This window comes from Pseudomonas sp. LAMO17WK12:I10, from assembly GCF_900215185.1.
Classification (GTDB): domain Bacteria; phylum Pseudomonadota; class Gammaproteobacteria; order Pseudomonadales; family Pseudomonadaceae; genus Aquipseudomonas; species Aquipseudomonas chlororaphis.
This window is the reverse complement of the sequence record NZ_OBDX01000016.1, coordinates 128,011-142,836: the sequence shown is the minus strand read 5'-3', so window position 1 is coordinate 142,836 and position 14,826 is coordinate 128,011. Positions and strand designations below refer to the sequence as shown.

Sequence of the window (14,826 nt, the reverse complement as noted above, 5' to 3'; positions counted from 1 at the left end):
CCAGGCTGCGAGGCCGCATCGGCTCAAGGTTTTGGCGGTGGGGTAAAGGTGTCTGGGCAATAGGCCGCCTCCCCATAGCCCTGGGTTCGCTTGACGACTTCAGCCAGGTCCGCCTGAACAAGAACCTCGCCATGGCGGCGCGATGACCGGTGTCGTGGTCGGGGCGGCGCGCGCTACCCCATCGGCAATCCCGAAGGATCGCCGCCATTCGGGGTAGCAGGCTCAACGTATGTAAAACCACCAGACACCCGCAACGACAGCCAGCCAGATCAATACGATGAGCGCTGCCGCGACTCTGTTCACGGGGCGCTTCGCATGGTTTTTCTCCCATTCGTTGGCCTTCAGATGACATTCCTCAAGCACCAAGGGGGGCATCAATCGAATAGCCAGCAGAATACCCAGCGGCAAGATGATGACGTCGTCCAGATATCCCAGAACCGGAATGAAATCTGGAATGAGGTCGATCGGGCTCAGCGCATAAGCAACGACAACGACGGAAACCCACTTGGGCAGCCATGGCGTTTGTGGATGCCGATAACAAAACCAGAGGACCATGGTTTGCCGCTTGAGATGCTTGGCCCAGCGACGTAGCTGTTCGAGGATGCCTTTCATTCGGTGCTCTTGCCTAGGGTGGTGAGTAGGGACCGTGTGTGCGTGCGGTGGGTCAATTTTGTGGTCGCTGGAAGATCACCCAACATCGGGAAACTGCAAGGTGAAGCGGCTGCCTCCATTGGGGTTGGGCGCATGCCGAACATCCCACCCCAGGTGATCTGCAACACGTTTGACGATGGACAGGCCCAAGCCCGAGCCGCCATTAAAATCATCATCACCCCGGACAAACCGGTCAAAGAGCCGGGCTTGTACCGCATCGGGTAACCCCGTACCGCTGTCCTCCACAACAATTTTCGAGGCGTTCAAGTATAGGGTGATGATGCCTTGCTCCGTGTGCTGACAAGCATTACGCAGTAGGTTGCTGACGGCGATAGTGACCAGCTCGGGTATCGCCTTGATGGTCACGTCATGGCTGGCGACAAGTCTGAGCTCGAGAGGCTTGCCTCGGAGCAATGGCTGGCAGCGCGCCACTTCATGTTCAATAAGCGGTCTCAAATCGACTAAGACGTGGTTGGTATTTTCCGGGGCTCGTGCCAATCGCAACAAGGCGCCGACCTGTTGCGCGGTTTCAGCAGCGTTACGCCTGATGCGCTCAGTCATCACGAGAAGATCTGGACGGTCCTGCAGTCGACTGGTGAGCACTTCCGCCGCGCCCAGCATGATCGTAAGAGGGGTTCGCAACTCATGACTGACGTCGGCGGTGAACCAACGTTCCCGTTGGAGTGCGAGACTCAATTGATTCGTTCGGTCATCAATGGCCCTTGCCAATACACCAATTTCGTCAGTCGCATCCAAGCCAGGCAACGAGCCTGCCACAGGCTCGTTCTGAACGGAGGAGGCTAGCTTGGTCAATGGCAGAATGACCCGGTTTGCAGTGGCCCTACCCATCAGGATGGCCAAGCCGATTCCTCCCAGGAATGCGATGCCTAGGGTGATGTAGGAGGATGACTCGATAGACTCGAAGTCGCTTTGGTCATCAACCACCGCATAACGTTCTCCATTGGCCTCGCCCAGCAGGACATGCAGCGCTCGCCCATTCAATTTCAGCTCGTGAGTACCAGGCTCCAACAGTTGGAGGGGAGGAGGAATCAGGGAACCTTTGAAAAAACTGAGGTCCAGGGTTTGTGACTGGACGGCGCTGTACGAGTCTGCTGCCCATAACTGCGCGGCGTGGGCCAATCGCTTATCGATAAGCTCCTTCTCGATTTTTCCGACAACGAAGAAAGCTGCCCCGGCAAAAAAACCTACGATGATGACGGCAAGCAGCACATAGGCTGCGACCATTCGACCGCGTAACGAATCACTGTGAAACATGATGGTCGACCAGGCGGTATCCGATGCCGGATACGGTCAGCAACATCGGCGGGGAAAGAGGAAAGGATTTGTCGATGACTTGCCTCAGCGCATGAATATGACTGCGTAAAGCGTCGCTGAGCGGAGGGTCATCCTTCCAGAGCTCCTGCTCAAGTTCCTCCCGAGTGACCAACCTTGGCGCAGCCCTAAGTAACGCCGCCAGCATCTTGTAACCAAAGGGGGTGAGTTCCAGCCGTTGTCCTGCTCGGCGAGCCTCGAAGGTGCCGGTGTCGAACTCCAACTCACCAAAACGCAGGATCTGGCCAGTAGCCGATGCTCCGGCTCGCCTGACCAAGGCATGCAGGCGGGCTTCCAGTTCGATCAAGGAGTAAGGCTTGACCAAATAATCATCAGCCCCCGCTTGCAGGCCGTCGACTTTGTCATGAACGGTATCGCGTGCGGTAAGCATCAGCACTGGAGTCTCACATCGAATCTCCTCGCGTAAGCGTCGGCACACTTCCAGGCCATCCAGGCCGGGCAGCCTGCCATCCAGCACGATGACGTCAAAGCGTTGTTCCGCGATGCGAGCCAGGCCGCCGTGTCCGGTACGCGCTTTATCCAGTTCATGGCCAAGAGGTTCAAAATACTCATACAGATTGGCCACGATGTCTGGGTTGTCTTCGATGATCAGGATTCGCATGGCCTTTTTACCTATTGCGCACAGGGCCGCTGTAGAACAGCTGGCATAGTGAATTTCCCTGGAGTACCCATTCTTTGTGTCGACTTACTTGGAGGCTGTATCGCTGCTGCATTTAGGCTCCATGGTGAAGGTCCGTGAGGCATCCACCGCCCCCAGGTTCTCCAAGGTACGCCGTCCGATAAGCACGGGATAATTCATCTTGCCTCGGTTTTTCAGTGAAAACTGTTCGCTATAGATATGGTTGCCGATGCATATGCTCATCACCACCACAGGCCGTCGCTCTGCACCCCCCGCACCTCGAACCTTGATTCTGCGTTCAACCTTACGTTCGAACGCTGTACTGACCTGCTTTCCCGTTTCAGTGTCTTTAACCTCGACATTGAATCGAACCCACTTCTCACCATCCTTTTCAAAGGACTCAAGATCCTTGGCGTCCAAAGAGGAGGTCAGTGCCCCCGTGTCGAGCTTGAGCTTCACCGAGATGTTCTCAGGCACCAGCACGCCTTCTTCAACCCATCCAAATACCTGCGTCGGGGTTTCAGGTCTCGACGCCGAGAAAGCGGGTTGTATCAGTAGTAGCCCAAGAAAACCTGCTGCCAGCCATTTTTCGATTGAGTGAGCCATGCCGCTGTCCTCCAGAATTCGAGGACCCAGTCTGTATCAAGCGCCGTCAAGAACCCGTTAACCCCGCTTTTGACAGTTCATCGTCCTAAGGCAACGGTTTCTTCACGCCGCTTAGGGCAAGCTCAATCTGGAGTGAGCAAGGCACTGACCCTGATCTGACGGCATGTGCTTGTTGGTGGCATTGCTGTTCAACCTGACGGTTATTTTTACCGCGTTCTCATTCATATTTTAATGCTGTTGAAGCGTGTGCCTGGCCATCAAGTCGACAGCATGAAGTTGTTCATACTTTAAATGCTTGGCAGTTTAAAAGCTGCTTGGGAGCAATGCGCCTGTGGAAAAGAGCTTCAATGCCTCTCAGAAAAAATTGCGAGTCCAGATAACAGGGTTGGTTGGCGTAAAAAGCCTCTTGATTGTTATGGTCTTGATCCTGTTGTTTCTTATTGGGTACGTTATATTCAGAGCGCCCAGAGTCCCCGGTTTTGCTCACGGCTCAGCCTTGGAAGTTGCACAGCTAAAGTCAGAGTGGGCGAGCGGAAACCTGATCATTCTTGTTCGCCACGCCGAACGGTGTGACCAGTCGACAGCGGTCTGTCTAGATGCTCTGGATGGAATAACAGAGAGGGGGAAAGAGGTCGCTGTTAACCTGGGTGCTCAATATAAGAAGCTTGGGCTGAATGAAACAGATATTTTTACCAGCCCTCTTACAAGAACCCAACAAACGGCAGACTATATGTTCAGCCGGAAAGTGAAAGATCAGGAATGGTTAGCCAACTGCAAAGACACTATGTTGCAAAGCGCGATCAGCCACAAAGCCAATGGGCGCAACCTTATACTTGTTACACACAGTGACTGCATGAAGGACCTTGAGAAGAGCATGTTTTTCTCAACATCAAAAAAACCAGGCTACAGCTCGTCTCTTATCATTTCCCTTGATAAAAGAACGCAGGCTCCCCAACTGCTTGGAATCATTAATTCTGAGGATTGGCAGGGACTACTGTAAAACCACTCTCGCCTAATCAAGGCGGAATGGTTCAGGCTCCAGGAGGGGCATTACTCATGCTCCAGTGTCTCGATAAGCCGATACAACGCTGACCTATGTACTGAAATACAACTGATCGCGTTTCCCGCCCCGGGACGCAGAAAAAAGCCACTCGATCAGTGGCTTTTTTTGTGCCCGGAAATTGCGTCCTGCAGCGCATCAACCACGCTGCGAGGCCGCATCGGCTCAAGGTTTTGGCGGTGGGGTAAAGGTGCCTGGGCAATAGGCCGCCTCCCCATAGCCCTGGGTTCGCCTGACGACTTCAACCAGGTCCGCCTGGCTGTTGAAGTCATAGGCATAGATCCCCAGCTCGGGGTCGAAGAAGAACAGGTTGGTGGTGTTCTTGTAGATGCCTATCGCATGCCCGCCGGCGGTCACACTCTGGCCCTGGGCGGAAACGAAGAGGAAGTTCCCGGTCTTCAGGGCCTTCAGCGAATCCACGGTGGTCGGCACCGGGTTGAAGGGGGAGAAGCTCGAGGTGGAAAGCAGCAGGGGAGGCAGCAGAAAAACGAACGTCTCGCCGTCTTCCACCTGATCCTGCAGGTCGTCGCATTGCTGTGGTGTCAGCTTCATGGCCTGGGCCAGGCCGTTGTTGTCGATCGCCGCCAGCCACTTCATCACGGCCGCCTCGCAGACACCCTTGGGGTGCCGGTCGGTTCTGTTGACCCATTTGACTAATAGTTTTCCGCTCATGACCGCTCCTTGGTGATGCCACTGTCCAGTTGTCCGGTTGGTTGAATACCTGGCTTGCCATGCAGGCGGCGAAGCCCGGGTTGTTTGCGCCGTTACAAATAGCCTGTTGAGGTATAGATCGGCTCTTTTGCCTTAACAAGAACCTCGCCATGGCGGCGCGATGACCGGTGTCGCGGCCGGGGCGGCGCGCGGTTGTCAGGGCGCGCGCTGCGCCAACGCCGGGTTTGACTCCGCCTTCCAGGACCCGCCCAGCGCGGTGTACAGGTTGACCTCGGCGATCAGTTGCGCCAGCCGGTCGTTGATCAGCCCCTGTTGCGCGCTGAACAGCGAGCGTTGCGCGTCGAGGAACGTAAGGTTGCTGTCGACGCCGGTGCGGTAGCGGTGTTCCGCCATCCGGTAATAGTCCTGGGTGGCTGCCACCAGGCTGCGCTGGGCATCGAGCTGATCGCTGTAGGTCTGGCGCGCGGCGAGGCCGTCGGCGACTTCCTGGAAGGCGGTCTGGATCGACTTTTCGTACTGGGCGATGGTGATGTCCTTCTGCAGCTTCGCGTAGTCGAGGCTGGCCCGCAGGCTGCCGGCATTGAAGATCGGCAGGTTGATCTGCGGCTGGAAGGTCCAGCTGCCGGAGCCGCCCTTGAACAGCACGGCCAGTTCCAGGCTGGAGGTGCCGGCGTTGGCCGTCAGGCTGACGCTGGGGAAGAAGGCGGCGCGCGCCGCGCCGATATTGGCGTTGGCGGCCTTGAGCTGGTACTCGGCCTGGAGAATGTCCGGGCGCCGTTGCAGCAGGTCCGAGGGCAACCCGGCCGGGACCTGGGCGATCAGGTCGCTGGCCAGCGGCCGGGCCGGCAGCGAGTCGGCGACCTGGGTGCCCACCAGCAGGGTCAGGTTGTTGAGGTCCTGGGCCACCTGGCGCTGGTAGCGGGCCAGGTTGGCGCGGGCGGTTTCGACGCTGGTCCGGGCCTGGCTCACATCCAGGGCCGAGACCTTGCCCGCCTCGGCGCTGCGGGCGGTCAGGCGCAGGCTTTCTTCGTCGGCGACCAGGGTCTTGGCGGTCAGCGCCAGCAGTTCCTGGTCGGCGCGCCAGGTCAGGTAGGCGCCCGCGACGTTCGCCACCAGGCTGAGCTGGGCGCTGCGCCGGGCTTCTTCGGTGGCCAGGTAGCTCATCATGGTCTGCTCCGTGAGGCTGCGCACCCGGCCGAAGAAGTCCAGTTCATAGGCGCTGACCCCCAGGGTCGCCGAGTAGGACGACTTGATCGCCCCCTTGCCGGTGCCGGTCACATTCCCCGGCACGCGCTGGCGTGAGCCGGCGGCGGTGGCGGACACCGCGGGAAACAGGTCGGCGCGCTGGATCCGGTACTGGGCCTGGAAGGCCTCGACATTCAAGGCCGCGACCCGCAGGTCGCGGTTGTTGACCAGGGCGCTGCGGATCAGTGTTTGCAGCTCCGGGTCATGGAACAGGCTTTGCCAGTCCGCTCCCTGTTCTGCAGATTGTTGGGTTGGTGTGGCATAGCCCGGGCCCTGTGGGTACTGGGAGCCAACCGGCGCCGCGGGCTGCTGGTAGTCCGGTATCAGCGAGCAACCGCCCAGTACCAACGCAAGGCTCACCAGGGACAGCGGGGACTTACTCATTGAACAGCCTCATGTGCAAAAGCCACGGCGGCGTCGCCCCGGGCGGGTTGAAAAGCGGGCAGGGCGCAGCTCAGGCGCCGACCATCCATTTCGCCAGGCCGTGCCGGCCGCTGACCCCGAGCTTGGCGGCGGCGCGCTTGAGGTAGGTTTCCACCGAGCTGTTCTTGACGCTGAGGCGCTCGGCCACTTCCGGCACCGTGCCGCCGGTCAGCAGGCCCAGGCAAACCTCTTTCTCCCGCGCCGACAAGGTGATGTCGCCCAGGCACAGCCGCTCGTTGAATTCCCGTTGCAGTGGCGATTGCTCGACCGCCGTCAGCGGGCTGGCGGGTACGTGGCCGAGGTTGTTCTGGCAGGCCTGGCGGTCGATCTGGGCATGGCGCTCCACCAGCGGCAGCAGGGTTTCCGAGAGACTCTTGAGAAACGACAGCTCGGCCAGGGAAAAGGGCCGTTGCGCAGGGGGGCGCAGGAAGGTGATGACACAGCGGCGATTGGCTTTGCGTGACACCAGATGGCACTGGTGGGAGAGGTAACGCGGGTGTTTGCTGGTGCTCTGGGCGTTCATCTGGATCAGCAGCGAGTCGTTCATTTCGATCATCTTTTCCAACAGCGGATGATCGTCCTGGTACTGCGAGGGCTGGGCGGGCGGCAGTTCCTCCTCGAGCCCGACACTGCCCAGCGGCTTGATCTCGAGAGTGCTCGCCTGGCGTTCGTCGAGGGTCCATTCGGCGAGTTCGACTCGCTGCACAGGCACCAGCTTGTCCACCAGATGCAGCATCTTCGCCGCAAACAACCCATGGCCGGTGCTGGAAATCAGCTCGCCCAATTGGTTGTAGAAATGCGCACTGTCTATGTTTCGAATACTGCTGGTCAGACTCATATCCCTATCATCCCTGATGTAGACAGATCGTCGAACGGTTGGCGTCGGCGGCCACCACCCGTCCTTGCAACGAATGTCCGTGGCCGAGATTTTTCATTTAATCCCGCGGGTTTACCCAGCGTCTGTAGCTGAAAGCGGGGACACAAGCTGCCATAAAGTCCGCGTTGTTAATTTGGCGAATTTCGCCCAAAAGGGCGGTTTTGCCAGAGGTACGGATGCTCGGATTTTTAAGATAGTTCTTTGATATTCATAGGATTTATCTGATCTTGCGGTACTTTTTACCCTGGGCGCCGTCCGGAACCTGTGGTGGATTTCCTACACACTTTTAAGTTTTTGAATCGAGAATTATTAGCTAGTACGTGCGCGCAGATCGGTCCCGGAACTGGCGGGAAGTCAATTTTCGACTACCCAATCATCCCGGCCTGAACCACTCGGTCGCGGGGTGGGCTGTCCGGGTTTCAGGTGACATACAGGTCGCCAGGGCGATGGTTAAATCCGTGGATGCCTCCGATAACAGGCGCTGCCGGGCTCTGCTCAGGGCATGGTTCAAGGTATGGACACCTCACATGAGAAGGATCTTATGAAGCTTTTTTTCGCAGCCGCCCCGGGCGCGTTTGTCGCGATCGAGAACCCTTGCCGCCAGCCCGGCCGCTCGACTGCCGCGTGCGTCCGGGAGGGCCGGCCATGAACCCGTCCAAGCTTGCGCCGCCGGCCTTTGCCCTGACCGCCGCCCAGCGCGATATCTGGCTCGACCAGCTGAGCCGGGGCGATTCGCCGCTGTACAACATCGGCGGCTACGTCGAACTCGCCGGGCCTTTCAGCGCCGAGCTGATACAGCAGGCCATCGAGTTGCTGGTGCGCAAGCACGACGCCCTGCGCACCGTGCTGCTGGCCGACGCCGGTAGCGATGGCCTGCCTTTGCAGCGCTTTGCCCAGAGCATGCCGGTCGAGGTTCCGCTGGAGGACCTCAGCGCCCACCCTGAGCCGCTGGCGGCCGCCCAAGCCTTGATCCGGCAACGCATGGAACAGCCGTACCGCTTCGATGGCGGCCCGTTGTTCCGGTTTTTCCTGGTCCGTCTGGATGCTCGCCATCACCTGCTGGGCACCCAGGCCCACCACCTGATTATCGACGGCTGGGGGTTTGGCCAGATGCTGCAATCCCTGGGTGGGATCTACAGCGCGCTGCAGGCCGGGCGCCGCCCCGAACTGTCGGCGCCGTCCTATGTCGAGTTCATTCGCGACGATGTCCGTTACCACGATTCGCCGCGTTACCTGCGCGACCGGGCGTACTGGCAGGACAAATACCGCACGCTGCCCGAACCGCTGCTGATGCCGCGTTATCGCGAACGCTTCGCCAGGGAGGCCGCGGCGAGCGGTGACACTCCGAGCAGTAATCTGGTACAGCCGTTCCCCACGCATTTGCACGAGCGCATGAAACAGTGGGCGAAAACCTGCCAGGCCTCGGCCTTCCACGTGCTGCTGGCGGCCCTGTACCTGTATTTCACCCGCACCGCGCAGCGCGACGAGTGGGTGGTGGGGCTGCCGATTCTCAACCGTTCCAATGCCCGCTTCAAAAACACCCTGGGGCTGTTCACCCAGGTCAGCGCGGTGCGTTTCTGTTTCAGCCAGGACCTGCCGTTCGGCGAGCTGGTGCGGGCGGTGCGCGATGTGCTCAAGCAGGATTTCCGCCATCAGCGCTTCCCGCTGAGCGAGATGAACCGCTCCCTCGGCCTGCTGCGCGAGGACCGCGGGCAGTTGTTCGACCTGTCGCTGTCCTACGAGCAGGACGATCACGATTACCGCTACGGCGAGGCGCTGGGGCATTCGGTCAAGGTCTGCAACGGGCACGAGCCGCTGCCCCTGGCCATCCACCTGCGCAGCAACAGCTACAACGACAAGGCGTGGATGCATTACCTCTACAACGAGGCGTATTTCCAGGGCGGGGAAATAGAGGCCCTGGCCGAGCGCCTGGTGCATGTGCTGGAACAGGGGCTGGCCGACACCCGCCTGCCGATCGCCGAGTTCTCGCTGCTCAGCGCCCGCGACACGGCCCGGTTGCAAGAATGGAACGCCAGCGGCCGGGCGCCGGACTGCACCCAGCCGTTGCATGCGCGTATCGAAGCCCAGGCGGCCACGCGGCCCCAGGCATTGGCGGCGATCTGCCTGGGGCAGTCGCTGACCTATGCCGAGTTGAACCGCAAGGCCAACGCTTTGGCCCATCACTTGCGGTCGCTGGGTGTGCAGCCCGATGACCGGGTGGCCGTCGTCGCCCGTCGTGGCCTCGACACCCTGGTCGGCCTGCTGGCGATCCTCAAGGCCGGGGCCGCCTATGTGCCGATCGACCCGGCCCATCCCGCCGAACGCCTGAACTATCTGCTGGAGGACTGCGCGCCGCTGGCGGTGCTGACCCAGGCTGAGTTGCTGGTGCGTCTGCCGACCCTGAGCGTGCCAGTGATCGATCTTGGCTCGGGCGACTGGCGGGAGCAGCCGCAGAGCAATCCGCAGGTCCCCGGGCTGACCCCGGCGCACTTGGCCTATGTGATCTACACCTCAGGTTCCACCGGCTTGCCCAAGGGGGTGATGGTCGAGCACCGGACCCTGGCCAACCTGGTGGACTGGCACTGTGCTGCCTTCGACCTGGGGCCGGGCGGCCAGACCAGCAGCCTCGCCGGCTTCGGTTTCGACGCCATGGCCTGGGAGGTCTGGCCGGCCCTGTGCAGCGGCGCGACCCTGCACCTGCCGCCGGCCCACGACGGCAACGAGGACATCGAGGCGCTGCTCGACTGGTGGCGCGCCCAGCCTCTGGACGTGAGCTTTCTGCCGACCCCGGTGGCCGAGTACGCCTTCAACCAGCGCCGGGGCCATCCGACCCTGCGCACCTTGCTGATTGGCGGCGATCGCCTGCGCCAGTTCGCCGAGGATCCGGGGTTTGCCGTGATCAACAACTACGGCCCCACCGAAGCCACGGTGGTCGCCACCTCGGGGCGGGTCGCGGTCGGGCAGGGCCTGCATATCGGCCGCCCCATCGACCACACCCGGGTCTATCTGTTGGATGAGCAGCGGCGCCCGGTGCCGGTAGGCGTGGCGGGGGAGCTGTATGTGGCCGGCGCCGGGGTGGCGCGGGGGTATCTGAACCGTCCCGAGCTGACCGCCGAACGTTTCCTCGATGATCCATTCAGTGACGAGCCGGTCATTGCAGGGCAGCGCGCGCGCATGTACCGCACCGGCGACCTGGCGCGCCGGCTGGCGGACGGCAGCCTCGAGTACCTGGGGCGCAACGACGACCAGGTGAAGATCCGCGGCATGCGTATAGAATTGGGGGAGATCGAAAGCGCCCTGGCGGCCCTGAGCGGCGTGCAAGAGGCCGTGGTCCAGGCCCGCGACGGACGCCTGCTGGCGTATTTCACCGAGCAGTCCACCTCGCCGCAACCGCTGGAAACCAACCTGCTGCATGCCCAGCTGCAAAGCCGCCTGCCGGACTACATGCTGCCCGCGGCCTATGTGCGGCTGGCGGCGCTGCCGCTGACCGCCAATGGCAAGCTCGACCGCCGGGCCTTGCCGGTGCCGGGGCAGGAGGCCTTTATCAGTCGTGGCTACGAGGCGCCCCAGGACGCGGTGGAAACCCGGCTGGCCGCGATCTGGGCTGAACTGCTGCAGGTCGAGCGGGTCGGGCGCCAGGATCATTTCTTCGAGCTGGGCGGGCATTCGCTGTTGGCGGTGACCCTGGTGGAACTCATGCGCCAGGCCGGGTTGCAGGCCGATGTGCGGGTGCTGTTCGATCAGCCGACCCTGGCCAGTCTCGCGGCGGCGGTCGGCGGCACCCGGGAAGTCGAGGTGCCGGCCAACCGCATCGTCCCGGACTGCCTGCGCATCACCCCGGATATGCTGGTGTTGGCGCAGCTGGAGCAGGCGAGCATCGAGCGCATAGTCGCCACGGTGCCCGGCGGCGCGGCCAATGTGCAGGAGATCTATGCCCTGGCGCCGTTGCAGGAAGGGCTGCTCTATCACCATATGACCGAGGCGCGCGATCCCTACCAGCAGCATGCAATGTTCGCCTTCGACAGCCTGCAGCGCCTGGATGCCTTTGCCCAGGCCCTGCAACAGGTGATCGCGCGGCACGACATCCTGCGCACCAGCCTGGTCTGGGACTGGCTAGAGCAACCCATGCAAGTGGTCTGGCGCCAGGCCCGGCTGCAACTCGAGGAAGTGCTGCTGGACTCGCAGGCCGGCGATATCGCCGAGCAGTTGCGTGAACGCCTGGACCCGGGCCTGCGTCCGCTGGACCTGGGGCGGGCGCCGATGATGGCCCTGGCCTACAGCGAAGACCCGCGGAACCAGCGTTGGGTCGGCATGCTGCGCTTCCATCATCTGGTCAACGACGCCACCTCCACCGGCGTGCTGCTGGAGGAAATCCACGCTCATTTGCAGGGGCGGGCCGAGCAGTTGCCGGAGGCGGTGCCTTATCGCCGTTATGTGGCGCAGACCCGCCTGGGCAGCCGCCACGAGGAGCACGAAGCCTTCTTCCGCGAATGGCTGGCGGACGTCGACGAGCCGAGCCTGGCCTTCGGCCGGCTGGAGCGCAAGACCGTGGGCGACGAGCACGAAAAAGTCGAGTGCCTGCTGGCGCCGACCCTGGCCCGGCGCCTGCGCGGCCAGGCCCGGGCCCGGGGGGTGAGCGCGGCGAGTGTCTTCCACCTGGCCTGGGCGCTGGTCCTGGGGCGCCTGTGCGGGCGCGAGGATGTGGTGTTCGGCACGGTGCTGCTGGGGCGCTTGCAGGCCGGTGCCGGGGCGGACCGCGCCCTGGGCATGTTTATCAATACCTTGCCGCTGCGCCTCGACCTGGCCGGGCAGAATGCGGCGGATGCCGTCCGCGAAACCCACAGGCGCTTGAGCGCCTTGCTCGCCCACGAACACGCGCCGCTGGCGCTGGCCCAGCGGTGCAGTGGCGTGGCCGCGCCGACGCCGCTGTTCAACAGCCTGCTCAATTACCGTCATGCGCCGGCTGCGGATGGACAGGACTTACTACGCGATTTGCCAGGCATCCAGTTGCTCGGCAGCGAAGACATCCTCAGCTACCCGCTGATGTTGTCGGTGGACGACCTGGACGAGGGTTTCAAGCTGAGCGCCATGGCGCCCCGCAGCCTGGGGCCGCAGCGCTTGCTGGACGCCCTGCGGACCGTGCTCGATGGCCTGGTGCAGGCCCTGGAGCAATCGCCACAGAGTGCGTTGCGCCAACTGCCGGTATTGCCGCCGGCCCAGCTGCACCAGTTGCTGGTGGAGTTCAACGCCACCGAGGTTGACTACCCGCGCGAACAGACTTTGCACGGGCTGTTCGAGGCGCAAGTGCGGCGTACGCCGGACGCCGTGGCCTTGCAGGCCGGCGAACAACAATTGACCTATGCCCAGCTCAACCAGCGCGCCAATCAGCTGGCCCATCACCTGCGCGAACGCGGCGTGCAGCCCGATACCCGGGTCGGCATCTGCGTCGAGCGCAGCCTGGAACTAGTGATAGGCCTGTTGGCGATTCTCAAGGCTGGCGGCGCCTATGTGCCGCTGGCCCCGGGTTATCCGCAGGAACGCCTCCACTACATGCTGCAGGACAGCGCGCCGCTGGCGGTGCTGGTGCATGGCGCGACCCGCGAGCTGCTGGCCGGGGTGCCGGCCGAGCTGATCGACTTCGACCGCTGCACCTGGCAACAGCAACCCGCGGACAATCCGCAGGTGCCCGGGCTCAACGTCGGGCACCTGGCCTACGTGATCTACACCTCCGGCTCCACCGGCCTGCCCAAGGGCGTGATGATCGAGCACCGCGGCCTCGGCAACCTGATGCACTGGGGCTCGCAGATCTGCCCGAATGCGCAGCGCGGAGTGTTGTTGCAGCGCGCGCCGTTCAGCTTCGACGGTTCGGTCTGGGAGCTGTTCTGGCCGCTGACCACGGGCATGCGCCTGGTGCTGGCGCGGCCCGACGGGCACCGCGAGCCGGCCTACCTGGCGCAGACCATCCGCGAACAGGGCATCACGGTGATCCAGTTCGTCCCGGCGCTGCTCCAGCAGTTCCTCGAACTCGACGAGGTCAGCCAGTGCAGCAGCCTGACCGACGTGTTCAGCGGTGGCGGCGAACTCACCGCGGCCATGGCTCGGCGCTTCCAGCAACGGTTGCCACAGGCGCGGCTGCACAACGTCTATGGTCCCACCGAAGCCACGGTGGACAGCACCGCCTGGACCCTCGAACCCGGGGCGCCGGTGCCGGACATCCAGCTGCCGATCGGCCGGCCCATCGGCAACACCCGGCTCTACGTACTGGACGCGCACGACCAGCCGGTGCCGCTGGGCGTCAGCGGCCACCTGCATATCGGCGGGGTGGGGGTGGCCCGGGGTTACCTGGGGCTGCCACAACTGCAGGCCGAGCGGTTTATCGACAGCCCCTTCGTCGCCGGCGACCGCCTGTATCGCTGCGGCGACCTGGCGCGCTACCGCGCCGACGGCTGCCTGGAGTTCCTCGGGCGCAACGACTTCCAGGTCAAGCTGCGCGGCCTGCGGGTCGAGCTGGGGGAGGTCGAGGCGCGCCTGGCCAGCCACTCGGCCCTGCGTGAAGTGGTGGTGCTGATGCGCGACGAGCGCCTGGTGGCTTACTTCACCCTGCGCGATGCCGCGACGGCGCCGGGCATCGAAGGCCTGCGCGGGCATCTGCTGGCCCAGGTGCCGGAGTACATGGTGCCCTCGGCCTTCGTCCAGCTCGACCGCCTGCCGTTGAGCCCCAACGGCAAGCTGGACCGCAAGGCCCTGCCGGCGCCTGGGCAGGACGCGGTGCTTAGCCGCAGCTTCGAGGCGCCCCAGGGCGAAGTGGAGACCGCCCTGGCGCAGATCTGGGCCGAGGTGTTGAAGATCGAGCGGGTGGGGCGCCATGACCACTTCTTCGAACTCGGCGGGCATTCGTTGCTGGCGGTCAGCTTGGTGGCGCGCATGCGCCAGGCCGGCCTCGATGCCGACGCGCGGGTGCTGTTCAGCCGGCCGACCCTGGCGGAGCTGGCGGCCAGGACCGTGGGCCATGTGCAGCGGCTGGCCATTCCGGCGACCACCATCCCCACCCTCAATCGCAAGCGCCGTCTCTGACGGCGAAACATTTCCTCAAACCAGAACGCGGCGGCCCGAGGGCCGCCGCTGTTGCTTGCGCCAGGCCCAGGGCCGCGGCCTCGGGCCTTGTCCCGGCTTCCCGTGTCAGACAGCCCCGAGCGGATGTTTTAGCTTTCCAGGCCTGCGGCACAGCGCCGTCGGGCTCGCTGCCCCTGTCACTTCTGAACATGCCGGCAGAGCCGTCACAGCGCTGGATCCTGGTGGACGTAGCGGGCCGTCGTGCGG

General features: G+C 62.9%; 9 protein-coding genes. 2 read left to right on the top strand and 7 right to left on the bottom strand.

Going from position 1 to position 14,826, the window contains the following annotated elements:
- Positions 1-222: 222 nt before the first annotated feature.
- The 4 genes from CRO75_RS18370 to CRO75_RS18355 form a co-directional block, all read right to left on the bottom strand.
- Positions 223-612, bottom strand: coding sequence for a YkvA family protein (locus CRO75_RS18370; RefSeq protein WP_097137338.1), 390 nt, complete (start codon positions 610-612; stop codon positions 223-225).
- A 75-nt stretch (positions 613-687) separates the two neighbouring features.
- Entirely contained in the window at positions 688-1,926 is a 1,239-nt protein-coding gene (locus CRO75_RS18365) for a HAMP domain-containing sensor histidine kinase (RefSeq protein WP_097137336.1), read from the bottom strand.
- Complete coding sequence (locus CRO75_RS18360; protein WP_097137334.1) at positions 1,913-2,605, bottom strand: response regulator transcription factor; 693 nt, start codon at positions 2,603-2,605, stop codon at positions 1,913-1,915. Before CRO75_RS18360 ends, CRO75_RS18365 begins: the two co-directional genes overlap by 14 nt.
- Positions 2,606-2,689: 84 nt before the next feature.
- On the bottom strand, positions 2,690-3,229 hold the full coding sequence (locus tag CRO75_RS18355; RefSeq protein ID WP_097137332.1) for an ATP-dependent zinc protease: 540 nt from the start codon (positions 3,227-3,229) through the stop codon (positions 2,690-2,692).
- 331 nt (positions 3,230-3,560) lie between these two features.
- Here CRO75_RS18355 and CRO75_RS18350 point away from each other — a divergent pair, with 331 nt between their 5' ends.
- The gene (locus CRO75_RS18350) at positions 3,561-4,229 is read left to right on the top strand and encodes a histidine phosphatase family protein (protein ID WP_143503950.1); all 669 of its coding nucleotides are present in this window, start codon (positions 3,561-3,563) and stop codon (positions 4,227-4,229) included.
- 225 nt (positions 4,230-4,454) lie between these two features.
- On the opposite strand, the gene CRO75_RS18345 is transcribed toward CRO75_RS18350, so the two are convergent.
- The 3 genes from CRO75_RS18345 to CRO75_RS18335 all read right to left on the bottom strand — a co-directional run bounded on the left by CRO75_RS18345 (position 4,455) and on the right by CRO75_RS18335 (position 7,467).
- The gene (locus CRO75_RS18345; RefSeq protein ID WP_143503947.1) at positions 4,455-4,961 is read right to left on the bottom strand and encodes a hypothetical protein; all 507 of its coding nucleotides are present in this window, start codon (positions 4,959-4,961) and stop codon (positions 4,455-4,457) included.
- A gap of 195 nt (positions 4,962-5,156) precedes the next feature.
- Positions 5,157-6,590 carry an AdeC/AdeK/OprM family multidrug efflux complex outer membrane factor gene (gene adeC / locus CRO75_RS18340; RefSeq protein WP_097137326.1) on the bottom strand — a complete coding sequence of 478 codons (1,434 nt, stop codon included), beginning with the start codon at positions 6,588-6,590 and terminating at the stop codon, positions 5,157-5,159.
- A gap of 70 nt (positions 6,591-6,660) precedes the next feature.
- Positions 6,661-7,467: a helix-turn-helix transcriptional regulator gene (locus tag CRO75_RS18335; protein ID WP_097137324.1), complete on the bottom strand. Its 807-nt coding sequence runs from the start codon at positions 7,465-7,467 to the stop codon at positions 6,661-6,663.
- 684 nt (positions 7,468-8,151) lie between these two features.
- Between CRO75_RS18335 and CRO75_RS18330 the strand changes: the two genes are divergently transcribed.
- Entirely contained in the window at positions 8,152-14,580 is a 6,429-nt protein-coding gene (locus tag CRO75_RS18330) for a non-ribosomal peptide synthetase (protein WP_097137322.1), read from the top strand.
- Positions 14,581-14,826 lie beyond the last annotated feature (246 nt).

Bases quoted from the DNA above. Each gene is read 5' to 3' on its own strand.
- CRO75_RS18335 (WP_097137324.1), bottom strand. From the start codon at position 7,467: ATGAGTCTGACCAGCAGTATTCGAAACATAGACAGTGCGCATTTCTAC.
- CRO75_RS18370 (WP_097137338.1), bottom strand. From the start codon at position 612: ATGAAAGGCATCCTCGAACAGCTACGTCGCTGGGCCAAGCATCTCAAG.
- CRO75_RS18360 (WP_097137334.1), bottom strand. From the start codon at position 2,605: ATGCGAATCCTGATCATCGAAGACAACCCAGACATCGTGGCCAATCTG.
- CRO75_RS18355 (WP_097137332.1), bottom strand. From the start codon at position 3,229: ATGGCTCACTCAATCGAAAAATGGCTGGCAGCAGGTTTTCTTGGGCTA.
- CRO75_RS18345 (WP_143503947.1), bottom strand. From the start codon at position 4,961: ATGAGCGGAAAACTATTAGTCAAATGGGTCAACAGAACCGACCGGCAC.
- adeC (WP_097137326.1), bottom strand. From the start codon at position 6,590: ATGAGTAAGTCCCCGCTGTCCCTGGTGAGCCTTGCGTTGGTACTGGGC.
- CRO75_RS18330 (WP_097137322.1), top strand. From the start codon at position 8,152: ATGAACCCGTCCAAGCTTGCGCCGCCGGCCTTTGCCCTGACCGCCGCC.
- CRO75_RS18365 (WP_097137336.1), bottom strand. From the start codon at position 1,926: ATGTTTCACAGTGATTCGTTACGCGGTCGAATGGTCGCAGCCTATGTG.